General features: G+C 44.0%; 20 protein-coding genes. 9 read left to right on the top strand and 11 right to left on the bottom strand.

Going from position 1 to position 22,707, the window contains the following annotated elements:
* The first annotated feature begins 50 nt into the window (after positions 1–50).
* The 3 genes from VYM24_RS02635 to VYM24_RS02645 all read left to right on the top strand — a co-directional run bounded on the left by VYM24_RS02635 (position 51) and on the right by VYM24_RS02645 (position 2,923).
* Positions 51–815: a UDP-2,3-diacylglucosamine diphosphatase gene (locus tag VYM24_RS02635; protein ID WP_007217047.1), complete on the top strand. Its 765-nt coding sequence runs from the start codon at positions 51–53 to the stop codon at positions 813–815.
* A 49-nt stretch (positions 816–864) separates the two neighbouring features.
* On the top strand, positions 865–2,598 hold the full coding sequence (locus VYM24_RS02640) for a serine hydrolase domain-containing protein (RefSeq protein ID WP_291550285.1): 1,734 nt from the start codon (positions 865–867) through the stop codon (positions 2,596–2,598).
* A gap of 115 nt (positions 2,599–2,713) precedes the next feature.
* Positions 2,714–2,923 (top strand): hypothetical protein, encoded by a 210-nt coding sequence (locus tag VYM24_RS02645; RefSeq protein ID WP_007217045.1) that lies wholly within the window; start codon positions 2,714–2,716, stop codon positions 2,921–2,923.
* A gap of 84 nt (positions 2,924–3,007) precedes the next feature.
* Here VYM24_RS02645 and VYM24_RS02650 read toward each other — a convergent pair whose 3' ends face one another.
* The 6 genes from VYM24_RS02650 to VYM24_RS02675 all read right to left on the bottom strand — a co-directional run bounded on the left by VYM24_RS02650 (position 3,008) and on the right by VYM24_RS02675 (position 10,057).
* Complete coding sequence (locus VYM24_RS02650; protein ID WP_330941372.1) at positions 3,008–4,408, bottom strand: alkaline phosphatase; 1,401 nt, start codon at positions 4,406–4,408, stop codon at positions 3,008–3,010.
* Between the two features lie 182 nt (positions 4,409–4,590).
* A complete protein-coding gene (locus VYM24_RS02655) occupies positions 4,591–5,793 on the bottom strand; it encodes an acetate kinase (protein WP_330941373.1) in 1,203 nt (400 codons plus the stop codon).
* A 22-nt stretch (positions 5,794–5,815) separates the two neighbouring features.
* Positions 5,816–6,832, bottom strand: coding sequence for a phosphate acetyltransferase (gene pta, locus VYM24_RS02660; RefSeq protein ID WP_291550291.1), 1,017 nt, complete (start codon positions 6,830–6,832; stop codon positions 5,816–5,818).
* 130 nt (positions 6,833–6,962) lie between these two features.
* Positions 6,963–8,510, bottom strand: a complete 1,548-nt coding sequence (locus VYM24_RS02665; RefSeq protein ID WP_299095366.1) for a hypothetical protein — start codon at positions 8,508–8,510, stop codon at positions 6,963–6,965.
* A 40-nt stretch (positions 8,511–8,550) separates the two neighbouring features.
* Entirely contained in the window at positions 8,551–9,345 is a 795-nt protein-coding gene (locus VYM24_RS02670; protein WP_330941374.1) for a DUF4384 domain-containing protein, read from the bottom strand.
* 28 nt (positions 9,346–9,373) lie between these two features.
* Positions 9,374–10,057 carry a hypothetical protein gene (locus tag VYM24_RS02675; protein WP_291550297.1) on the bottom strand — a complete coding sequence of 228 codons (684 nt, stop codon included), beginning with the start codon at positions 10,055–10,057 and terminating at the stop codon, positions 9,374–9,376.
* A 308-nt stretch (positions 10,058–10,365) separates the two neighbouring features.
* Here VYM24_RS02675 and VYM24_RS02680 point away from each other — a divergent pair, with 308 nt between their 5' ends.
* The 5 genes from VYM24_RS02680 to VYM24_RS02700 all read left to right on the top strand — a co-directional run bounded on the left by VYM24_RS02680 (position 10,366) and on the right by VYM24_RS02700 (position 15,367).
* Positions 10,366–10,704 carry a CidA/LrgA family protein gene (locus VYM24_RS02680; RefSeq protein ID WP_291550299.1) on the top strand — a complete coding sequence of 113 codons (339 nt, stop codon included), beginning with the start codon at positions 10,366–10,368 and terminating at the stop codon, positions 10,702–10,704.
* On the top strand, positions 10,701–11,396 hold the full coding sequence (locus tag VYM24_RS02685; protein WP_291550300.1) for an LrgB family protein: 696 nt from the start codon (positions 10,701–10,703) through the stop codon (positions 11,394–11,396). Before VYM24_RS02680 ends, VYM24_RS02685 begins: the two co-directional genes overlap by 4 nt.
* Positions 11,397–11,450: 54 nt before the next feature.
* A complete protein-coding gene (locus VYM24_RS02690; RefSeq protein ID WP_291550302.1) occupies positions 11,451–12,368 on the top strand; it encodes a DUF2156 domain-containing protein in 918 nt (305 codons plus the stop codon).
* A gap of 76 nt (positions 12,369–12,444) precedes the next feature.
* Positions 12,445–13,488: a GNAT family N-acetyltransferase gene (locus tag VYM24_RS02695; RefSeq protein ID WP_330941375.1), complete on the top strand. Its 1,044-nt coding sequence runs from the start codon at positions 12,445–12,447 to the stop codon at positions 13,486–13,488.
* A 622-nt stretch (positions 13,489–14,110) separates the two neighbouring features.
* On the top strand, positions 14,111–15,367 hold the full coding sequence (locus VYM24_RS02700) for a cupin domain-containing carboxymuconolactone decarboxylase family protein (protein ID WP_330941376.1): 1,257 nt from the start codon (positions 14,111–14,113) through the stop codon (positions 15,365–15,367).
* Between the two features lie 20 nt (positions 15,368–15,387).
* On the opposite strand, the gene VYM24_RS02705 is transcribed toward VYM24_RS02700, so the two are convergent.
* The 5 genes from VYM24_RS02705 to folP form a co-directional block, all read right to left on the bottom strand.
* The gene (locus VYM24_RS02705) at positions 15,388–15,852 is read right to left on the bottom strand and encodes a cupin domain-containing protein (protein ID WP_330941377.1); all 465 of its coding nucleotides are present in this window, start codon (positions 15,850–15,852) and stop codon (positions 15,388–15,390) included.
* An 81-nt stretch (positions 15,853–15,933) separates the two neighbouring features.
* Positions 15,934–17,253, bottom strand: coding sequence for a TldD/PmbA family protein (locus VYM24_RS02710; RefSeq protein ID WP_330941378.1), 1,320 nt, complete (start codon positions 17,251–17,253; stop codon positions 15,934–15,936).
* Entirely contained in the window at positions 17,253–18,791 is a 1,539-nt protein-coding gene (locus tag VYM24_RS02715; RefSeq protein ID WP_007217029.1) for a TldD/PmbA family protein, read from the bottom strand. Before VYM24_RS02715 ends, VYM24_RS02710 begins: the two co-directional genes overlap by 1 nt.
* A 104-nt stretch (positions 18,792–18,895) precedes the next feature.
* Positions 18,896–19,660 carry a diadenylate cyclase CdaA gene (cdaA, locus tag VYM24_RS02720; protein ID WP_007210672.1) on the bottom strand — a complete coding sequence of 255 codons (765 nt, stop codon included), beginning with the start codon at positions 19,658–19,660 and terminating at the stop codon, positions 18,896–18,898.
* Positions 19,661–19,718: 58 nt separating this feature from the next.
* Positions 19,719–20,585 (bottom strand): dihydropteroate synthase, encoded by an 867-nt coding sequence (gene folP, locus VYM24_RS02725; RefSeq protein ID WP_291550309.1) that lies wholly within the window; start codon positions 20,583–20,585, stop codon positions 19,719–19,721.
* 126 nt (positions 20,586–20,711) lie between these two features.
* Between folP and VYM24_RS02730 the strand changes: the two genes are divergently transcribed.
* The gene (locus VYM24_RS02730) at positions 20,712–22,685 is read left to right on the top strand and encodes a tetratricopeptide repeat-containing sensor histidine kinase (protein WP_330941379.1); all 1,974 of its coding nucleotides are present in this window, start codon (positions 20,712–20,714) and stop codon (positions 22,683–22,685) included.
* Positions 22,686–22,707: the final 22 nt, after the last annotated feature.

Here is a 22,707-nt window from a genome sequence, read left to right on the forward strand (position 1 = left end):
ATCCCATAATTTGCAACTAGTAATTTGTAATTCAACAGAATAGCACGGTTATGAAGAATGTATATTTCCTTTCGGACGCACACCTCGGCTCACGTGCCATCGAACACGGGCGTACACAAGAGCGCCGCCTCGTTAATTTCCTCGACAGTATCAAGCACAAGGCTTCTGCCGTATACTTACTGGGAGACATGTTTGACTTCTGGTATGAATTCAAGACCGTTGTGCCGAAAGGATATACCCGTTTTCTGGGAAAGCTGTCCGAACTGACGGATATAGGAGTGGAAGTGCATTTCTTCACAGGTAACCATGATATTTGGTGCGGCGACTATCTAACCCGTGAGTGCGGCGTCATCATGCACCGCGAACCACTTACCACGGAAATATACGGCAAGGAGTTCTATCTGGCCCACGGCGATGGTTTGGGCGATCCCGACAAGAAGTTCAAATTTCTACGCTCCATGTTTCACAGCGAATTTCTGCAAACCCTTTTCTCCGCCATACACCCTCGTTGGAGTATGGAGTTAGGACTGAATTGGGCTAAGCATAGCCGTCTGAAACGTGTGGACGGCAAGGAGCCCGACTATATGGGTGAAGACAAAGAATTCCTGGTGCTCTACACCAAGGAATACCTGAAAAGCCACCCGAATATCAATTACTTCATCTACGGACACCGTCACATCGAACTGGACCTGATGTTGAGCGCCACCGCCCGTGTCACCATATTGGGAGACTGGATTAATTATTTCTCCTACGCCGTATTCGACGGTGAGAACCTCTTCCTTGAGAACTTTATTGAAGGAGAAACCAAACTATAATCCATCCCGGAAGCCCCCCTTAAAGCACCAACCAACCGCCCAATCTGCTATGAACCTTTTAAGACTGAAACACCATTTCGCCGGATGTTTGCTTGCCGCAAGCACCCTTCCGGCATGGGGACAATCCGCCCCTACCCTTGCTATCCGCATCGATGACCTTGGAGCTTTCCATTCCGTCAATGAAGCTTGTATTCAAACTTATCAGTCGGGCATCGCCCGCTCAGTAGAAGTGATGCCTGTAGCCGCCTGGTATCCGGAAGCCGTTCGTCTGCTGAAAGAAAATCCGGGATTGGATGCCGGACTGCATTTAGTCATTACCAGCGAATGGGAAAATGTGAAATGGCGCCCCCTGACGCATTGTCCCAGCCTGACGGACGAGAACGGATATTTTTATCCGATGATGGGGGCTAATCCGGCCTATCCGGGACAGTCGGTTATGGAAAACAAATGGGATATAAAAGAGGTGGAGCAAGAATTCCGTGCACAGATAGAAATGGCACTGAAGAACATTCCCCAACTCAGCCACATGACAGGGCACATGCTGTCCACCGGATTCACGAAAGAAGTGAACGAATTGGTGTTGCGACTGGCAAAGGAGTACAACCTCCCTTCTATTGATCGCATGGATTCACCCGAAGATTATCGGTTCACCTATATCGGGTATGATGGCCCGAGCCGGACATCTGCTGAAAAGGAAGAGAGCTTCATCCGCTCCCTGAACAAACTGGAAGCAGGTAAACGATATCTGTTCCTCGACCATCCGGCACTGGATAATGAAGAAATGAGAACCGTCTTTCATATCGGCTACGAACAAGTAGCACTCGACCGGCAAGGAGTGACAGACCTCCTCACCAGCCCGCGCGTAAAGCAAGTCATTGAAGATAAAGGCATCAAACTAATTTCCATCAACCAGTTGACAAAAGGACTTCCACGTAGCACCGCCTCTAAAAAACTGGAGAAAGCTATGGAGAAATATCTGGATGCAGTGCAGAAAGCTAACCAGGACCTACACAGCATCATGATAGTGCAACATGGCTACGTGCTTGCCGAAAAGTGGATAGGTGAAGGGAAAGAAGATGAGCCGCACATTCTGAACTCTGTCAGTAAGACATTTACTGCCTCGGCTGTAGGACTCCTCATTTCAGAAGGAAGGCTAAATCTGACGGATAAAGTAATCTCTTTCTTCCCGGATAAGCTACCCGCAAACATCAGTGAAAACCTAAAAGCCATGACTATCCGCGACTTACTGACTATGACTTGCGGATATGATACAGCCCCGAGCGTCAATACCCAGCAGGCTACTGAAACTCCCGCCAAGGATTGGGTGGAGCTGTTCCTCGCTCATCCCGTAGAACATAAGCCGGGCACTTTCTTTGCTTATAACAGTCTCGGAACCTATATGCTTTCCGCCATTGCGCAGAAAGTGACCGGAGAAAAGTTAGTGGATTATTTATATCCACGACTGTTCCGTCCACTGGGCATCGTCAATGTAAAGTGGCAGGAAAGCCCGCAAGGAATCAATTGCGGCGGCTGGGGACTATACCTCAAAACCGAAGACCTTGCCAAGATGGGACAACTCTTCCTGCAAAAAGGGAAGTGGAATGGTCGGCAAGTGCTGTCGGAAGAATGGGTTGCTGAAGCTTCCGCCCGTGCCGATGGGGCCAACGGACAATATATCCTCGTAATTCCTGAAAAAGACGCCGTTATTGCCGTTACAGCACATATCGGAGACATGCAGGCTGAACCGGATCTAATCTGGAAATACCTGCTTCCGGCACTGTAAACAGATGCTTCGTCTATTTAATCTTCTGTAAATGACCACAAGAAAAGGGAAATGTACAAAACCTTTTTCACCATAACCTTGTAATATATCCATAAACCATTTAAAATATACAGTCATGGATGATTTGATTTACAGAAACAATGCGATTGCCGAAGAGAATATCGACCCGCATGGCCGTCCGGCAAAGGACGAATTTGAAGAATTCAGCGAAGAAGTTTCCGAACATACGGACCTTGGATACAAGGAACAGAAAGTAAAGTCCGCAAAGGACCGTAAGAAACGTCTCAAAGAAATGGACGAAATAGTCAAGGAAGAAATAAAGTAGTTACAAGCTACGAGCTACAAGTGCCATGCGGCATAACCGCGCAACCCACTTGTAGCTCGTAGCTTGTAACTCGTAACTCGTAACTTACTTATATCCCGCAACTTTTGCTATACGTTTCGGGATTTCCGTATTATCATACTTACCGGCAAATTCCTTAGAACCTGCACCTACTGCATATACCGGCACATACTCTGCTGTGTGACTGCCACTTGTCCAGCCTATCATGGCAACCTGGCTCATCACTTTTTTTGCGGTAGCAGCCAGCGGTTCAGTTTTCGAATAAAGAGTTTCTTCGAACACAACCTTATTCTTTACGAAGGATTGCTCAAATTCATCACGCAACATCTTCTCCTGTTCCCAAGTCAAAGGCAATTCTTTCCAGAAGCTCATCTTTTCTACCAACAGAGCCTTGGCATCTTCCCAAGTTACATTATGACCTTTGGCTTTGCGCAAATCCGTGATAGCAGTAGAAAGTAAATCCTGAGATTGTTTCTGGTTCTTCAGAGCCTTCAAATGTAATTCATACTTGCCTGTACCCAGTCCCAAGCCACCGGTTTCATGGTCGGCAGTTACTACAATCAGAGTTTCTTTCGGATGTTTTTTATAAAACTCATAAGCCACTTTAATGGCATTGTCCATATCAATCACTTCCTCGAAAACTGTGGCAGGGTCGTTGCTATGGCAAGCCCAGTCGATCTTTCCACCCTCCACCATCAGGAAGAAGCCCTTGTTCTTGCCTTTGGTCAAGAAAGAAACAGCGCTTTCTGTGATTTCAGCGAGGGTCATATCGCCGTCTTTACGGTCAATGGAATAAGGCAGACAAGAAGGATTAGCACCGTCTTTCTGAATAAGAATCATCTTATCAGCCTGGGTGGATTTAACCTTAAAGTCATCAATACCTTTCGCAATGGTATAACCGGCCTCCTCAATGATCGGGAAAATGCTCGGAGCTTCTTTCTTATCAGCGGTAGTAGTAGGCTTCAGAAAACCACCACCTGCATAGAAGTCAAAGTTAGCCTTCGGTAAGTCAAGGGCTATTTCGTAATACATGTTACGGTTAGGCTGATGAGCATAGAAAGCGGCAGGAGTAGCATGGTCCACACTGACACTGGTAGTTACACCAACTTTCTTCCCAGCTTTCTTAGCTTTTTCGGCAACCGTTTGAATCACATTCTTCTGGTCGTCCATACCGATGGCACCGTTATACGTCTTCACTCCGGTAGCCAATGCAGTTCCGGCAGCGGAAGAGTCCGTAACCGAATTAGTGGCAGAGAAAGTAGTGGCAACACCTACAGCCGGAAACTGAGTGAACAGCAACGGCGTCACGCCAATGCGTCCCTCCTGTTCAGCCAGGTACATTTCCGTACCGTTTACCTGGTTTACTCCCATTCCATCACCAATGAAATAGAATACATACTTTGCCTGTTGCGCATACGTCACACCTGTCAACAGGACAAAGAGCAATACATACATGAATCGTTTCATAAGTTGGTATATTTAACGTAGTTTGAATAAATGTCGTTTTCTTTTAAATGACAAACAAAGATAAGGAATTTAACTCAGTACCGGAGCAGATATTGTTAAAAAAATAAAGCCGGAAGGCAATCCGCATTGCTTCCGGCATTATTGTTACATCGCAATTGCGATGCTATCTACTCTAAAAAGGATTATTTCTTGTTCAGGATAGCCATTGTATCCGAAGCAATCATCAGCTCTTCATCAGTCGGGATTACCACAACTTTCACCTTAGAATCTTCAGCAGAAATCACAGCTTCTTCGCCACGTACCTTGTTCTTCTCCAGATCCAACTTCACGCCCATGTATTCCAAACCTTCGCATGCACCGGAACGGCAAGAAGCCTGGTTTTCGCCTACACCACCGGTAAATACGATGATGTCTACGCCACCCAAAGCAGCAGCATAAGCGCCGATATACTTTTTGATACGGTAGAAATACATCTTTTCGGTCAGGTCGGCCATTTTATTGTTACCGGCAGCAACGGCAGCCTCCAATTCGCGCATGTCACTGGACACACCGAAGATACCCTTTACACCGCTCTTCTTATTCAGCAAGTCAGATACACCGGCAGCTGTCAGATTCTCTTTTTCCATGATGAAAGTCACGGCACCGGCATCAATGTCACCACTACGGGTACCCATCATCAGACCTTCCAGCGGAGTCAATCCCATGCTTGTATCTATGCTTTTACCATCTTTAACGGCAGTGATAGAGCCACCGTTGCCAATGTGGCAAGTGATAATCTTCTTTCCTTCCGGACTCACTCCCAGATACTCACACACGCGTTGTGAAACATAACGGTGAGAAGTTCCGTGGAAACCGTAACGACGTACACCATATTTCTTATACAATTCGTAAGGAATAGCATAGAGGTATGCATAGTCCGGCATAGTTTGATGGAACGCTGTATCGAATACACCGATTTGCGGCACATTCGGCAATATGGCAGAGATAGCGTTTACACCTTTCAGATTAGCAGGATTATGAAGCGGAGCCAGGTCATTGCAAGCCGTGAAAGCATCCAGAACTTCCTGTGTCAGCAACACAGATTCACTGAACTTCTCACCACCATGCACCATACGATGACCTACTGCGTTGATTTCATTCAAAGATTTGATAGCGCCAAATTCAGGGCTGGTCAGTGTATCCAGAATAAATTCCACACCTACGGTATGTTCGGGAATATCTTTCTCCAGAACTTTCTTTTCACCGTTAGGTAAAGTAAACTTCAGGAAAGACCCCTGAAGGCCTATTTTTTCGATACCACCCTGTGCGATCACTTCTTTATGATCCATATCAAACAACTTGTATTTGATGGACGAACTACCGCAGTTCAATACTAAGACTTTCATTTTATATATTCAGATTTAATGGTTATTTTTGATTCTTTGCTGCAATAGCCTGGTTGGCAGTAATTGCAATCATGCGATAAACATCTTCGATGGAGCAACCGCGTGACAGGTCGTTCACCGGACGGGCAATACCCTGCAAGATGGGACCTACCGCATCTGCATGGCCTAAACGCTGTACCAATTTATAGGAAATATTACCAACCTCAAGACTCGGCACAATCAGTACATTTGCATTTCCTGCAATTGCAGAACCCGGAGCCTTGCTGGCACCTACTTCCGGAACCAATGCGGCATCAGCTTGCAATTCGCCGTCAAGAGCCAAGTCGGGATCCATTTCATGTGCAATCCTTACAGCCTCAATAACCTTATCCACAACTTCGTGTTTAGCAGAGCCTTTGGTTGAGAAGCTGAGCATTGCCACTTTCGGCTCCATACCTACTACAGCCTTAGCCGTGCGAGCTGTACAAACAGCAATCTGCGCCAACTGTCCTGCATCGGGCACCGGAGTCACGGCTACATCACCCATTACCAAAATACCGTTCTTTCCATATTCGGGAGCATGTGTCAACAACAACATCGCACCGGATACACAAGTAATGCCCGGAGTGGTCTTAATGATTTGCAATGCCGGACGAAGTACATCGCCTGTGGTGTTGCGTGCACCTGCCAACTGACCGTCAGCATCACCATTCTTAATAATCAGACAACCCAGATAGAGCGGATTAACTACCAGCTTACGAGCTTCTTCGATAGTCATACCTTTTTTCTTGCGAAGTTCACACAGCAATTGCGCATACTCCTCTTTCTTCGGATGATTCTCCGGATCAATAATTGTAGCCTTGCTGATGTTTCCAAGTCCCCATTCCGTTGCACAAGCATTAATTTCATCCGGATTACCCAGAAGAATCAAGTCAGCAACTCCGTCTGTCAAAATTTGATTGGCAGCTTTCAAGGTGCGTTCTTCCGTCCCTTCAGGAAGAACAATACGTTGGCGGTCGGCTTTCGCACGCTCAACGATTTCATTAATTAATCTCTGCATATATATAAATTGTGTATAAAAATCCAGTAGACGTGTTATTCACGCCGCAAAAGTACACAATTTTGCAATATCTACATTGCAATTCGGGGCATTTTTATGCCCCGAACTACAATTATTATAATATTTAACACTAACGGATGATTTCTGGAGCCACTTGTTTGTACTGGTCCATGCAGGCACCGATGGGTGCTCCTATATAGGTGGGATCGCAAATCAGATATTTGCTGCCGTCATCCAGCACCACATAGTCTCCCGAAATGTCCTCGGTAAAGCGGACAGCCGAAGCAATATGGTTAGGATAATCCAACAAGATAGTGTCCAGACCAAGCAAGTCTCTCACCAAAGTAGAGTAAAGCATTGCGCGATCTTCACAGTCACAATAAGGATAATAGAATGTTTCATCCGGGAAGTTTGGCTTTTCAAAGCCGAATTGTTCCCCGTCCGTCATGTACTCAAAAGCAGTCTGCACAAAGTTGAGCAGAATATTGGCAGCCTCTTTCTGCGATTTACCTGCAATAGCGGTTTTCAGTTGCGGATAAAGGGAAGCACGCAACTCCTCACTCATCGGTGTTTTGTAGTGAATCACGACATCACACTGCGGGTAATCATAGTAAAAGTCTATCAGATTCTTATTCACCTGTGTCTGTACTTTCACAGCACCTGTAGAAGAAGTCAAGCTCTTTTCATGCCCATTCATGGAAAAAGCGGGAACACCTTCTATATTCAGGCATACCAGATTCTTAGCATTGGCAAAGTCCTGACGATAGGTATAAATCCCCATCGAGCCTCCCGGTGTAGGTTCAAACACATAGTACTTATTGCCGCTTATAGTAAGATAAGGTGTACCGTAAATAGTACCGGCTGGTGCAACCATCAGCTTCAACTGGTCGTCAATCTTGGCAAGGCGTACCTTATACCCGGATTTATTCAGAAGGAACATCTGCAAGAAAACAATGTTATTCGCATTCCCGGCACCGTATAGTTGTGTTCCAATCTGTTTCGTAAACAACAGATAGGCCCAGTCGCTCAGGTTCTTCTCCTTCTTGATGGTCATACAATCCTTCACCATCTGCTCGTAATCCCTCTTACAAATAGCTTTCCAGGCATCCGCCACATCGGACTCACGGTTACCTTTCAGAGAAAGATCGTCCGCAGCTTCCAGAGCAACTTCAAAAGAAGTACCGTAAAATTCTACAGGAGTGCGATACACCGTACTCCCCGGTTTTACAGGAGGTACTTCAACCAGCACAGGAGTATAAGGCTTACCCGGCACATATACGCCCGGAGCAGGTTTATCCTCAATGGCAGGCAGGTCAGGACGTTTCACATCCACCGGAACCTTCTCCCCCATACTGGGCACAGGAGCATCCGGCACTTTCGGAGCAGCAGGTTTAATATTCACCGGCGGCATCGGCGGCTTTGTCTTGTCAAACTCTACCGGTTTGGGTGGTTCGGGACGTTCAGGAGCCGGAATCGCAGCAAATGCTTCATACTTCTGCCACGTTTCCCGCAAGAAGGTTTCAAACTCCGCGTCCGCCTTATTCTTGAAATCTTCAAACTCTTGTTGTTGCTGCTTTGCGAAATCATCGAATTCTTTCTCAATGTCTTGCGCACACAAGTGTGCCGCCGACAAAAAGAAAGCAACTAAAACAGCAGAAAAACACTTCATCTTATTCATCTGTACAATAGATTTAGAGAAGTTAAAATAAAAACATGTATTACTTGATAAATATCATGTCATAGAAGGCACAACGCTTGTCATTAGGAATGGAGTATACCCATTTCAACACATTCTGATAAGTCACCTCGTCCGTAAAAGGAATGTTTTCCTTGGTAGCCACCATCATCATGTTGATCTTCTCACTCTCTTTTCCTTGCTTTTCCATGCGATAGTCCACCGCATTGCTGAAAGGAATACTATACTCCTTTTCGGCCTGCAACAAGGTGTTGGGCTCGTAAGTATTAGGGTAGAGCAATGCACCGCCGGTACTGTCAAACCAGAAAAACTTCAGATAGGAGTCCGTGCCGTGCACTTTCAGCGTACAGGTAAACACATCTCCTTCTTTATATAAATTCGCTACGCCCTTCACCTCCAGCGCATACGACTTATCCACTTTTTCTTCTTTCTGCACAACGGCATCGATAGTTACCACTTTATACAGGCTACGGGTATTCGTATCCCACACCTCCTCTACTTTCTTGTTGGTAACATTCACCATTCCCCCAATCGCAAGTACGTTCATCTGTGAATATGCCTCGTGAAACTCCGTACCGCTCTCCTGGGAAATCTGTCCGAATACGGACCACACATTCTCCATGACACCGGCTTTGCGCAAGGCTTCTTTCTTCGCTTCCATAAAGGCGCGTTCTTCCGCTTCTTTCAGCGTGATTTCCTCACTCACTTGCCAGCGCCCCTGCGCGCCCTTCACCTTTACGGAATTCTGGGCGTGCAGCGGAGCAGCTATTGTACATATCACAAGGAATATCCACCCAATCAGGTTGTTCCTATTCATTCACCATCTGTTTTTTAAGAAAATGGAATTAATAGCCCAATTTATCCAACTGTTTTGCCAGTTCTTCTGACTTGGCAGCCAGTTCTTTACGGATAGCCTTAACAGCAGCCTGGTTAGCAGATTGCATGCTGTAACCAATGGTAACCATTACTTCCACATTCTTGTTAGGTAAAGTTTTGTATACTTCTACCAAAGGAATCGTACGCCCCAGTGTAGCAGAAATTACACTCTTGCTGGAAGCAACTACGCTTGACAAGCTGGCAGCTTCCTCCTGTCCCATGTCGTCATTAGCAACTTTCGCTTCGATCAATTGAGATACTTTGGTCTGAATCTGGCCTGCCAGGTCTATTTTCGCAGCATTGGTAGCTTGTAAAGCAGCAGCCGACTGGTTTCCACCTACCGCTCTGGAAGAAGCGATGTACCAATACGGATTACCTTCAGTATCCAATTCCGCTTGTTTTTCCCAAGCTGTTTCCAATTGCTTGGCCAGAGGCAGTTTTCCTACCGGAGTCTTAAAACCTTCTTTTTCCAGTTTCTTGGCTTCTTTGCGAGCTTCTTTGATAGCTTTCTTCTGCAAATCCTTATCCAATACTTTTTCCTGCTTTTTCAGGTCTTTATAGGCCTTACCAGTAGCTTTTTCCTGTGCATTCACATTTACACAAAACATCATAACAAACGCTACTAAAGCGCTAATAAATAAACTCTTTTTCATGTTCTTCCTGTTTAAAAGATTAATATTTCTCTTGAAACTTTATATACAATCGCTATCGCAAAAATAGGCAAATATTTCTAATAATATCCATATCACGTCTTTTTTTTTCATTGCCCTAAAACAAATGGAAATAAATATCACGGAAAACAGTGACAGCCAAACCACAAAATGCCTAACTTTGCAGCGTTTTCAGTAAACAATTCAGCTTCTGATTAGTTATTAGGAGAGTTTCAGCGAAGTGACAGTTCCTTTAATTCCTTTCAGCCAAGGAAAGTTGAGTTTAATAATAATAAATAGGTAATAGTAATATGATTCGTCAATGCGCCATCCTTTTCGGATGCCTGGCTTTGGGTGAATTGATTGTTTTTCTTACGGATATCAAGCTTCCGTCCAGCATCATAGGTATGCTGTTGCTCACCCTTTTCCTGAAATTGGGTTGGATAAAACTGCAATGGGTGCAGGGATTGTCCGACTTCCTGGTTGCTAATTTGGGATTTTTCTTTGTTCCTCCCGGTGTAGCCCTCATGCTTTATTTTGACATTATCGCTGCCCAGTTCTGGCCGATAGTCATAGCTTCTTTAGTTAGTACCCTGCTGGTTTTAATCGTTACAGGGTGGGTTCATCAATTAGCGCGTAAAATCAAATGAGTTACTTAGACAACGAATTCTTCTTGTTGGCCGTCACCTTCGGCGTGTTTTTCTTTTCAAAACTGTTGCAAAAGAAAACTGGTATTTTATTGCTTAGTCCCATTTTGCTGACTATCGCCATCCTGATTATCTTTCTGAAAATGGCGCATATCAGTTACGAAACCTATAACAAAGGCGGATATCTCATTGAATTCTGGCTAAAACCGGCAGTAGTAGCTCTTGGAGTACCTCTATATTTACAGTTGGAGGCCATAAGAAAGCAATTGGTCCCTATCCTGCTTTCACAACTGGCGGGTTGCATTATCGGAGTAGTTTCCGTAGTGGTGATTGCCAAACTGATGGGAGCACCACAAGAGATAATCTATTCATTGGCTCCCAAATCCGTCACTACTCCCATTGCTATGGAGGTGGCAGATACATTAGGCGGTATTCCGGCACTAACGGCTGCCGTAGTGGTTTGCGTCGGCTTGCTGGGTAGTATCATCGGAATAAAGACCCTAAAACTAACGCGTATTAAGAGCCCCATTGCCCAAGGATTATCCCTGGGAGCTGCCGCCCATGCTGTGGGGACTTCCACAGCTATGGATATCAGCAGTAAATACGGGGCCTACGCCAGTCTCGGACTTACGCTGAATGGCATCTTCACCGCCCTGTTCACACCAACAATTTTGCGATTATTAGGATTGCTATAACAATTTCTCCGTATCTTTGTTATTCTTTATATTGAAACTAACGAAAACGACGATATGATATCATTTAAAGACATTGAACTTAAAGACAAAGAACTCATTACATCCTATACACAGCAGAGTCCCCGGCGTAACTGTGACCTTTCATTCTCTAACCTCTGTAGCTGGCGTTTCCTTTACGACACCCAGTTTGCCGTGCAGGACGGTTTCCTGATACTGAAATTCTGGGCAGGAGAGAAACTGGTATATATGATGCCCGTCGGAAGTGGAGATTTAAAGAAAGTACTGGAAGACATGATAGAAGATGCCAACCTGGAAGGTGAACGCTTCTGTATGCTCGGAGTATGTGCAGGCATGCGGGCGGACTTGGAAGCTATTATGCCTGACAAATTTCATTTCGAAGCGGACAGGGATTATGCCGACTACCTATATCTTCGGACCGACCTTGCCACATTGGCCGGTAAGAAATTCCAAGCTAAACGTAACCACCTCAATAAGTTCCGCCGGACCTATACCAATTATGAATATGTTCCTCTCACTTCCAACCGTATACAGGAATGTCTCGATCTGGAAGCCGAATGGTGCAAAGTGAACAACTGCGACCAACACGAAGGTACGGGTAACGAACGCCGTGCCCTTATCTATGCGCTGCATAACTTCGATGCCCTTGGTCTGACAGGAGGTATTCTTCATGTAGATGGTAAAATTGTAGCTTTCACTTTTGGTATGCCCATCAACCAGGATACTTTCGGCGTGCATGTAGAAAAAGCAGATACCACAATTGATGGTGCCTACACCATGATAAATTATGAATTTGCCAATCATATTCCCGAACAATATACTTATATCAACCGGGAAGAAGATTTGGGTATCGAAGGATTACGCAAAGCCAAACTGTCCTACCAGCCGGTGATTATTCTGGAAAAATATATGGCTTGCCTGAAAGATATCCCTGTAGATCCGGTGAAATGGTAAGATTCTTTAAAGCAGTTAATAGCAAGTGATAAATAGTTAATAAAGATAGTAAGCATTTGAATAGGAGATAGAAATAATGCGTGAAAAGGTAAAGAAGCTATGGAAGCTCTGTTTTAATGATAATGACGAGTTTGTGGATATGTACTTTAACCTTCGTTACAACAGCGAAGCGAATGTTACCATTGAAAGTGGTGATGAAGTCATTGCCGCCTTACAGATGCTTCCTTATCCGATCACTTGTCATGGCAATAGCGTACCGACTGCATATATTTCGGGCGCATGCACTCACCCTGACTATCGTAGCCGGGGCGTTATGCGAGAATTGCTATCTCAGGCATTCGGACGCATGTATCGTAATAATATCGCATTTACCACCCTTATTCCTGCCGAACCTTGGTTATTTGGCTATTACGCACGTGTAGGTTACGCAACTGCCTTCCGTTACGGTAAACGCACATTTCATTTACCAACCAGTGAAACGGATACTTCTTCTCTCACTTCATCTGCCGAAACAGGCTGGTGTTTTCAGGCTTACACAGACTATGATGAAGATGTCTACCAATATATGAATCGTAAAATGCAGGAACGCCCTTGCTGTCTGCAACATACAAAAGCGGACTTCCACGTCATACTGGCCGACCTCAACCTAAGTCACGGATGTATTTTCACTCTTTCGGATGAATTTGGAATCGCCGCTCTTGCCATTGTATATCCCGATAAAGAAGCCTCTAAACTGTTTATAAATGAATTGTTTGCAGATACTCCCGAAGCAGAACGTTTGCTACTCACCCACATTTGCCAAGACATGCAGACTAAAAGCCTCGACATCATCATGCCCCCTGTTAAAGATCAATCTGCTTTCGATCTGGGCATGATACGTATCATTCAAGCCAAACCTGTACTGCAACTTTATGCTGCCGCACATCCTGAAGAGGAAATGAACATTGACCTCATTGATAATGAACTTTCAGCCAATAACGGTTATTATTATCTGAATAAAGGAAAATGTATGTATAGCCACAGACGACTTCCGGGTGCACATGAACAACTAACCATCGGGCAATTAACAGAAAAAATATTTGCTTCGGAACAGGCATACATGAGTTTAATGCTAAACTGACGGGTTATCTTACTCTAGCTTATAAACGTATAGTTATTTCCTTTCGTGATAATTCCATTTCCCTAACCTACCAATGCGATCTATTGACAGTCAGACAACTATCTAAGCGCATTGGCAATACTAATTCATTTCTTTTCGATTATGAGCTAAATGATAAATAATCTTTTAGACGCGGATGACACGGATGACGCGGATCTTTTTTTTATCCACGTTTATAGCGCAGCCTTTTAAATCCGCGTTATCCGTGTCATCCGCGTCTAAATAATAATATACCGAATGGCGCTAATCACTTATCACCAAACACTAATCACTTTTATTCTTTTCTATACCGTTATGAACTAATCCCGCAACCGATAAAAACAGTAATTTAGTTACTTTTATCTGTAATCTGTATACAACGTTTACGGAATATCTTCGGTAATTTTGCATTGTAAATGGAGCATACAGAATCCAATAAATTTTGATTTAATAAAGAAGTAATATGAAAAAGCGATCATTATTTCCGGTAATGTTATTGTTTGTCCTTACAATAACGGCATGCAGCAATTTTTGCAACGGCTTTAAAGAACCGGATACAGAACAACCGAAGCAATAGAATCTATTACCATAAAAACAAAACATTATGAATCTGAAAAAAATAATCATTGCCATGGCGGTTGTTTTAATCGGTACAGGCAATATAAACGCACAAGATATGAAAACAGAAGTTCCAAGAATCAGTGAATTCCCGGTAGGGGAAGAGAATACTGGTTACGCACAGTATTTCACAGGTAAATCCTGGCTGGCACCTTTGACTACCAGTAAAGAATTAAATGTACCGATGTCCAATGTTACGTTTGAGCCCGGTTGTCGCAATAACTGGCACAGCCACACAGACGGACAACTACTGATTGCCGTAGGTGGTGTAGGCTATTATCAGGAACGCGGAAAGGCTGCACGCCGCCTGTTACCCGGCGATGTGGTAGAAATCGCTCCCAACGTAGAACATTGGCATGGTGCCGCACCCGACCGTTGGTTCTCACACCTTGCCATAGCGTGCAATCCGCAAACGAATCAGAACACCTGGCTTGAGGTGGTGAATGATGAAGAATACGCGGAAGCTGTAAAAGACAGAAGCAGTAAGAATGGAAAGGATGAGAATAGAATTGAATTATGTAACAAGAACTACACCCAACTATTCGGTGGAGAAGCCTTGACCGGAGAAGGAACAGATCCGGAAATGATGGATATACTTCAGAAATATATCTTTGGAGAAGTGTTCCGCACAGGTGATCTGGATATGAAAACCCGTGAGATGATTACTTGCGTATCATTAGCCGCCATGCAGCAACTGCCACAGCTTAAGAGTCATGCCGGAGCTGCACTAAACATAGGGGTAACTCCTATAGAACTGCGCGAGGCTATCTATCAGTGCGCTCCCATTATCGGTTTCCCCAAAGTATTGAATGCCTTGGGCACAATAAACTCCACATTCACGGAAAGAGGTATCAAGTTACCTTTGGAAAAACAGGAAACAGTGACAGAAGAAAATCGTTTTGAAAAAGGCCTTGCTATTCAAAAGCCGCTTTACAGAGAGGCTATGAAGGACTTCCTGAAAGACATTCCGGGCGGCATGGGAACCGACGTAGCACGTTTCCTGACGGAAGTTCATTTCGGAGATTTCCAAACCCGGAGCGGACTGAATACCCAAACGCGTGAATTATTGACATTCTGCGTACTGACTGTAATTGGTGCAGAACCCCAACTTCAATCACATCTTCGAGCCAATCTGAAAGTAGGGAACAGTAAGGAAACGCTGACTGCCGCTGTCATACAATGTATGCCTTATATCGGTTTTCCGGCTGCAATAAAGGTACTGGATATTATCAAAGAAGCATGATACTTTCTTCCATAAATTCTTTATTGACACAACCGTTTTAGCAAATCTTCATGATCCGGATAAAGTTTTGATAAACGATCGAACGTACCCAACTCAAAATCATCGAAGGTAAAACCGGGAGCAACGGCGCAACTGACCAATGCATATCCGAAATGCGAAGGCAATTCAGCAGCAAACCAACATCCGGATTCAATGGCAACCTGCTGTTCACCCGAAAAGTCAGCAGTCATCAAGTGAGTAACTAATCTACCATCGGGATGGATCACATGTAGCATCAGGGGGTATCCCGCATGGTAGTACCACACCTCGGGAGAAGTCAGTCTGTGAAAAGCTGATTTATCCTCATTTTCCAACAGGTAATAAATGGAAGTCATGGCTGATTTATCGTTATCAATCAGTTTCTCGGAACAAAATATTTCTTTGTAGTATCCACCTTCAGGATGGCGACTCATATTCAGATAATTTATCCAGTCAATTGCTTTCATACCTATATATTATTATTAATCAATCCCGCTCTTCCGTGATAAACATCATAGAAAAGCGGGATTCCTTTTATTTAGAATCTCTTAAAGTCCACTGAAGTCAACTCCTTCAAACACTAATGAAGGAACCAGCCAGCTACGATCCGTACGAGCATCATTACCGATAGCCGCCAACGAGTTCCACAACGTCAGGAAGTTTCCGGTAACATTCATTTCATTGACAGGCTGCGTCAACTTACCATTCTCAATAAGGAATCCTTCGATACCGTAAGAGAAGTCACCTGTGTTGCTATTGCTGTTACCACCATTCAAACCGGTAACAAGGATACCATTCGCTACATCAGCAATTAAACCATTAAGATCTTTATCACCCGGAGTAAGTACCAGACGCGACGGACCGCTAATAGTAGGAGCTACCCCCATCTTCTTGGCATTATAAGTATCAAAGAAGTAAGTCTTCAACACACCATTCTCAAAGATCGGACGATGTTCCGTTGCCACACCTTCGTTGTCAAAATAACGTGAACCATTGGCACCTATCACGTGCGGATCATCTATTACGGTCAGCTTATCAGAGAATACTTTCTGATCCAGTTTATCAATAAGGAAAGAGTTCTTTTGCTGCAAAGAGGAACCATAAAGAGCACTCAATACCGGGCTTAGCATACGTCCCGAATTTATCGGATCAACCACCATTGTGTATTTACCAGACTTAGCTTTCTTCTGTCCCAATTTACGCAATACACGTTCCAGTGCCACTGAGCCAATATCCGTTTTAGGCAATTTATCATAGAATAGGGAGCTTCCATACCAATAATCAGACGGACGGGCTTCACCCTCACCTTTGATGGCTACACTGGCAGAAACTGAATACCAGGTTGATTTGGACTCACCCTCAAAACCATTACTCATCAGACGGTAAGAAGCATTCTCACCATCACTGTATGAGGTCTCTACTGAGATGATACGGTCATTCTTACCCATAACTTCTCCAGCGGCAGCACGGGCCAAAGCTACTTTATCATCCGGATTGATACCGAAGATCTTATCATCGAACATCTGCAAATCGGGTCTCCCACCTGTATAATAGCGGGCGGGATCTGCCAATACACGGAACTCATCCGGAGCCAGATAACGGGTGGACTCGATACCATTCTTGATAAATGTTTCAAGTTCTTTCTTATCCAGACGGTTGGTAGAATAATTACCGTAACGTCCGTCTACATACACGTTGATTCCCATTCCACTTTCAGAAGCCTGTTGCAGACGATCCATCTTAGCATCACGCAATTCGAAAGAAGTGTTTGAATTGGCATACAATACAACTTTGGCTGCCTGACAACCATTCTTCAGAGCGAAATCCATCGCCCATTGAGCCAGTTTTTTATTATTATCTGTTATCATCAGTTTTCTCCTCCTACAGTTAATTTACTTACTAAAGCCGAAGGCATACCGCAGGTCACCGGACAAGACTGTCCGTCCTTGCCGCATGTCCACGTACCATTATCGATCTGGTCATTGCTTGCCACCATCGTGATGTCTGCCAATGCTTTGGGTCCGTTACCGATAATGTTAATATCTTTGATAGGCTGTGTCAGCTTACCGTCTTCAATCATATAACCGAATTTTACGAAGAACGTAAAGTCACCTGCACCAATCTGCACCTGTCCGTTGGTGAATTGTTGTGCATAGATACCGTTCTTTACAGTAGAGATGATATCTTCTTCCTTCATATCTCCGGCTTCCATATACGTGGCACGCATACGAGGAATAGGCACATTACGGAAAGTATCGCGGCGTCCGTTTCCGGTAGGAGCCACACCGTAGTGTTTAGAACTGATACGGTCGTGCAGGTAACTGGTCAATATGCCATCCTTCACGATATAAGTCTTCTGTCCTTCTATACCTTCATCATCGAAGTTTACAGAACCACGATTGAAAGGAATCGTACCGTCATCTACCACACTGATATGTTCATTACATACTTTCTTGTTCAACTGATCGGCAAAGATAGAAACATTCTTACGGTTGAAATCAGCTTCAAACGCATGTCCGATAGCTTCGTGCAACAAGATACCCGAACCGCCGGATGCCATCACCACAGGGAGTTCACCACCTTTAGGCTTAATGGCTTTAAACATGATTGCTGTATTGTCTACAACTTCGCGAGCTATCACTTCGATAATATCATCCGTCATAAACTCAAATCCTTTACGATAGGAACGAGTGGCATAGTTATTTTCCATACGTCCGTTCTCTTCCATAATACAGAAAGCCATATAGGATACCATCGGACGGTAATCATAGTAAGTCACACCTTCTGAATTACAGAACAGCACATGTGTTGTGTTGTCGCTCAAAGAAGCCTGCACCTTACGTACACGATTATCCAGCGCAAAGACTTTATCATTCAGTTTTTGCAGATAAGGCATCTTCTCTTTCAGGCTCACTTCTTCCCAGGGAGTAACTACAGAGTAACGGTCTCTTTCAATCGTCTTCTCCTTAAATGCGACAGGCTTTCCAGCCTTACCGGAAGAAGCAATACGGGCAGCCGTACGTGCGGCACGCAACATTTCTTCCAACGTCACACCTTCCACATAAGCATAACCGCTTTGGTCACCGGCTAATACACGCACCCCCATACCGAAGTCAATATTTGAACTGCAATTGTTCACTTTACCGTCCATCAGGGCTACAGCGTTATTAAATGAGTGTTCAAAATAAAGGTCCGCATAATCTCCACCTTTTTCAAGCGCCGCAGTCAGCACCTTCTTCAGGTCTGCCTCCGTTACACCGAAATGCTTCATAGCCGCAGCTACAGCAGATTTGTTATCCGTTCCTCCCAAAGCTCCCCGTACCGTATCAGGCAAGGCAAGCGACGGTGCAGCCAGCGAACCTAATACCGCCAGACTACCCATCCGTAAGAAATTCCGTCTATCCATCTTTTTATTCTTTAAGATTGCTAATAATCAAGTATATATTCTTTGTATAAAACATGTTTTCAGTATATAAGACGCAATTTAATATCATTTTGTCACAACTGAAACTAATTTTCTTTCGTCAACAGACTTTCTAACTCTTCCGCATTCAAGCGCAAATGGAATTGTCCTTTATAAGCTACGGAAATGGAACCGGTCTCTTCGGAAACGATAATAGCCAATGCATCGGATTCCTGAGAGATACCCATCGCTGCACGATGGCGCAGTCCCAGTTCCTTCGGTATATCCAGATTGTGCGATACCGGCAAAATACATCCCGCTGCCTTAATCCGTCCCTTACTGATAACCATTGCACCGTCGTGCAATGGGCTGTTCTTGAAAAAGATATTCTCTATTAAACGCTGGTTAATATCAGCATTGATAACTTCACCCGTGCGCACCACATCGTCCAACGGGAAATTATGCTCAATCACAATCAAAGCTCCTACTTTCTGTTTGCCCATGCTGATACATGCCATGACCACCGGCATGATTTCATCATGCTGCATATTCTCCTTCTTATTCCCGGTGAAGAAGCGTACCAATGCACTGGCATGCTGATGCGAACCAAGCGTCAGTAAGAAACGCCGTATCTCATCCTGAAAAAGGATGATAAGCGCTACCACACCCACGCTCACCAACTTGTCAAAGATGGAACCGAGCAACTTCATCTCCAATACCTGCGACACTACCAACCAGATCAATATGAATATCAGGATACCCGTAAACACATTGATGGAACCGGAAGCTTTCATCAGCTTATACGTATAGTAAAGCAGAAATGCAACCAGCAAAACGTCGATAATATCTTTTACTCCAATATCAAAAAACATAAGATTTATGATTTATGAATTATGATTTATGAGCCAAGTGACTTTCCTTTATCACTTATCACTCTATCACCTTATCACTGTTTGTCCGCATAGCCTCCACAATCTTCACCGTTTCCACAGCTTCCCGTACATCATGCACCCGGAGAATATCAGCACCCTTCAGCAGACAAATAGTATCGAGTACCGTTGTTCCGTTCAATGCGTCCTGTGGAGTATTCCCCAACAGACGATAAATCATCGACTTACGGGAAACACCTACCAATAAAGGCAACTCAAAAATACGAAACTCTTCGAGATGCGCCAGAAGCTCATAGTTATGTTCCACCGTCTTACCGAAACCAAAACCGGGATCAAGAATAATATCCTTCATACCCATGTCACGTAATTGCTGCACCTTCTGCGCAAAATACAAGAAGACCTCTTTCAAAAGATTATCATAGTGCGGATGTCGCTGCATATTCTGCGGGGTTCCCTGCATGTGCATCATGATATAAGGTACATTCAGTTCGGCCACTGTACGGAACATATCCGCATCCATCTCTCCGGCAGCAATATCATTGATTATAGCCACTCCATATTCCTCCACACACATCCGTGCCACATCCGCCCTGAAAGTATCGACAGAAATAACTGCTCCGGGGTGTGTCTTGCGCAAGATTTCCAATCCCATACGCAAACGTTCCATTTCTTCATGGGGAGAAACATTCTCCGCATTCGGCCGGGAAGAATATGCGCCGATATCTATAATTCCGGCACCTTCATCCAAGATCTGCTGTGCCCGCGCAGTTATTTCAGCCTCAGTCTGCATACGTGAACCGGCATAGAAAGAATCAGGAGTAATATTTAATATTCCCATGACGCAGGGAACGGACAGATCGAGCAAAGAACCGTTGACGTTAATATATTTAGAGGATAATGTTTCCATGGATAATCCTTTTTCGTTTATACTTTGCAAATGTAGCCAAAAAAGATTATCGTAAATACATTAAATACAAAAAAACAAGTTAACTTTGCTCAGGATTAACAACCGATCAATAGAAGTAGTAAAACTATGAAAGCATGCAGAACAACCAGGCTGGTCTCTTTTTTCCTACTATTTTTCTGGTTGCTTATTCCCGGACATATCCACGGGCAACAGACAAGCGAACAAGAAAAGTATCATGTTGACAGTACATTATTTGTATATTATCAACATTGTAAGGCGGAAATAAAATCTCCTTCTGTCATGCAGATGCTCGATACGTTATTCCTTATGGCCAAAGAAAAAGGAGATTTGCGTATGCAGGCAGTCGCCATATCCAGCAAAACAGATCATTTCTATTTTGGTCCGTCCTTTGAAGGCCAAGAGGACAGCCTGATATTGTATACCAACACCATCAAAGACTTTGCCCGGAAAACCAATCAACCTCAATATTATTATTTTGCCTGGGCCAACCGTCTCATAACTTACTATACCAAACAGAAAAAATTAAACCTGGCCCTCTATGAAGCCAACAAGATGCAACAAGAGTCGGAAAGTCGGGAAGAAATTGATGGCATGCAGAATTGCTATCAAGCGTTGTTGCGCATCTATCAGAGCAAAGAACTCTACAAGCAAGCCATTGTATATGCACAAAAACTGATAGATCTCACATTAAAATATAACCTGAATAAATATAATCTAGCAAACAAATATCTTGAATTAGGTAACTGCTACCTCCGTACCAACGAACCAGCAAAGGCCTGGGAGGCTCTTGAAGAAAGTAAATTGTATATTGGCAATGAACTAAACCAAGGAGCTTATCTATGCGGACTACTTCGTTATTATATTCACACCAAAGATATGGTCAAAGCCCGGGAAACACTAAAAGAAACCACACAACTTTTCAGCAAGAATACCGAACTGCGTATTAAGCGTGCTACTAATCTGCTGGAAATTGAAACCAATTACTATATAGAAACCGGTGAATACGATAAAGCTCTGGAGGTATTTCAGCAAGCCTTTGAAAAGATTAGCCAAAATGGTTTTATCACCCCGACTCTATATCGTACACGTGGTTCAATCTATACTGCTAAAAAAGACTATCAGAAAGCAATTGAAAGTTATGAAAAAGCTTTTGAACTCAGCGATTCGCTGAGTAGTGCCCAAGAAGACATATCAGTCGGAGAGTTCGCAACCATTTTGGGAATGGAACATCTTAACTTGGAAAACAAAGAATTAATACAGAAAAACCAGGAAATACAATTGGAGACACGCCGGCATATTATCATTCTATTATGCATCATAGTAGTAATTGTCGGCATTATGTTCTTCCGCGAAACCCAACTGAATAAAGTTCTACGACGTGCCAAAGATGCAGAACAAAGTGCCAGCCGTATGAAAACTGAATTCATACAGAATATGAGCCATGAGATACGCACGCCACTCAATTCCATAGTTGGTTTCTCACAAATACTCAGTAGCAAGATTTCTGAAGAAGACGAAGAATCGAAAGAATATACGACTATCATCGAGCAAGGCAGTAATCATTTGCTTCAATTGGTAGACAACGTATTGGAACTATCCAGCCTCGATAGCGGTACCTCCATCCCTACCGACACTAAAGTAGAGATAAACGCACTGTGCCGTCAATGGATGGAAAAGGCTAAAAACTCACTCAAACCTGGAGTAGATCTGGTTTACCAACCGGGGCAGGATGAACTCCACCTGTACACCAATCCCGGACGCCTCACTCAAGTGGTATCGCACTTGCTTCACAATTCAGCCCGATTCACCGAAAAAGGCAGCATCACACTCAGTTGGCATATCAATCCTAAACAACGGTCATTGGTGATTTCCGTAACAGACACCGGAATCGGTATCCCCCAGGACAAGCTGGACTTTGTATTCGAACGTTTTGCCAAAATAGATACATTCTCCACAGGAACCGGACTGGGATTAGCACTTGGACGCCTCATCATGGAAAAAATGGACGGCAGTCTGGTGCTTGATGATAAATATACCGAAGGATGCCGCTTTATCCTGACTTTACCGTTGAAGGAATAAAAACATTTCCACTGTAAGCGTA

Origin of the sequence: Bacteroides sp. MSB163, from assembly GCF_036416795.1 — a bacterium.
Classification (GTDB): Bacteria; Bacteroidota; Bacteroidia; order Bacteroidales; family Bacteroidaceae; genus Bacteroides; species Bacteroides maternus.

Excerpts from the sequence above, each read along its gene's own strand:
- folP (WP_291550309.1), bottom strand. The coding sequence starts at position 20,585 with ATGGAAACATTATCCTCTAAATATATTAACGTCAACGGTTCTTTGCTC.
- VYM24_RS02645 (WP_007217045.1), top strand. The coding sequence starts at position 2,714 with ATGGATGATTTGATTTACAGAAACAATGCGATTGCCGAAGAGAATATC.
- VYM24_RS02685 (WP_291550300.1), top strand. The coding sequence starts at position 10,701 with ATGAGTTACTTAGACAACGAATTCTTCTTGTTGGCCGTCACCTTCGGC.
- VYM24_RS02680 (WP_291550299.1), top strand. The coding sequence starts at position 10,366 with ATGATTCGTCAATGCGCCATCCTTTTCGGATGCCTGGCTTTGGGTGAA.
- VYM24_RS02695 (WP_330941375.1), top strand. The coding sequence starts at position 12,445 with ATGCGTGAAAAGGTAAAGAAGCTATGGAAGCTCTGTTTTAATGATAAT.
- VYM24_RS02655 (WP_330941373.1), bottom strand. The coding sequence starts at position 5,793 with ATGAAAGTCTTAGTATTGAACTGCGGTAGTTCGTCCATCAAATACAAG.
- VYM24_RS02640 (WP_291550285.1), top strand. The coding sequence starts at position 865 with ATGAACCTTTTAAGACTGAAACACCATTTCGCCGGATGTTTGCTTGCC.
- VYM24_RS02710 (WP_330941378.1), bottom strand. The coding sequence starts at position 17,253 with ATGATAACAGATAATAATAAAAAACTGGCTCAATGGGCGATGGATTTC.
- VYM24_RS02650 (WP_330941372.1), bottom strand. The coding sequence starts at position 4,408 with ATGAAACGATTCATGTATGTATTGCTCTTTGTCCTGTTGACAGGTGTG.
- VYM24_RS02675 (WP_291550297.1), bottom strand. The coding sequence starts at position 10,057 with ATGAAAAAGAGTTTATTTATTAGCGCTTTAGTAGCGTTTGTTATGATG.
- VYM24_RS02635 (WP_007217047.1), top strand. The coding sequence starts at position 51 with ATGAAGAATGTATATTTCCTTTCGGACGCACACCTCGGCTCACGTGCC.
- VYM24_RS02715 (WP_007217029.1), bottom strand. The coding sequence starts at position 18,791 with ATGGATAGACGGAATTTCTTACGGATGGGTAGTCTGGCGGTATTAGGT.
- VYM24_RS02665 (WP_299095366.1), bottom strand. The coding sequence starts at position 8,510 with ATGAATAAGATGAAGTGTTTTTCTGCTGTTTTAGTTGCTTTCTTTTTG.
- VYM24_RS02730 (WP_330941379.1), top strand. The coding sequence starts at position 20,712 with ATGAAAGCATGCAGAACAACCAGGCTGGTCTCTTTTTTCCTACTATTT.
- cdaA (WP_007210672.1), bottom strand. The coding sequence starts at position 19,660 with ATGTTTTTTGATATTGGAGTAAAAGATATTATCGACGTTTTGCTGGTT.
- VYM24_RS02690 (WP_291550302.1), top strand. The coding sequence starts at position 11,451 with ATGATATCATTTAAAGACATTGAACTTAAAGACAAAGAACTCATTACA.
- VYM24_RS02705 (WP_330941377.1), bottom strand. The coding sequence starts at position 15,852 with ATGAAAGCAATTGACTGGATAAATTATCTGAATATGAGTCGCCATCCT.
- VYM24_RS02670 (WP_330941374.1), bottom strand. The coding sequence starts at position 9,345 with ATGAATAGGAACAACCTGATTGGGTGGATATTCCTTGTGATATGTACA.
- pta (WP_291550291.1), bottom strand. The coding sequence starts at position 6,832 with ATGCAGAGATTAATTAATGAAATCGTTGAGCGTGCGAAAGCCGACCGC.
- VYM24_RS02700 (WP_330941376.1), top strand. The coding sequence starts at position 14,111 with ATGAATCTGAAAAAAATAATCATTGCCATGGCGGTTGTTTTAATCGGT.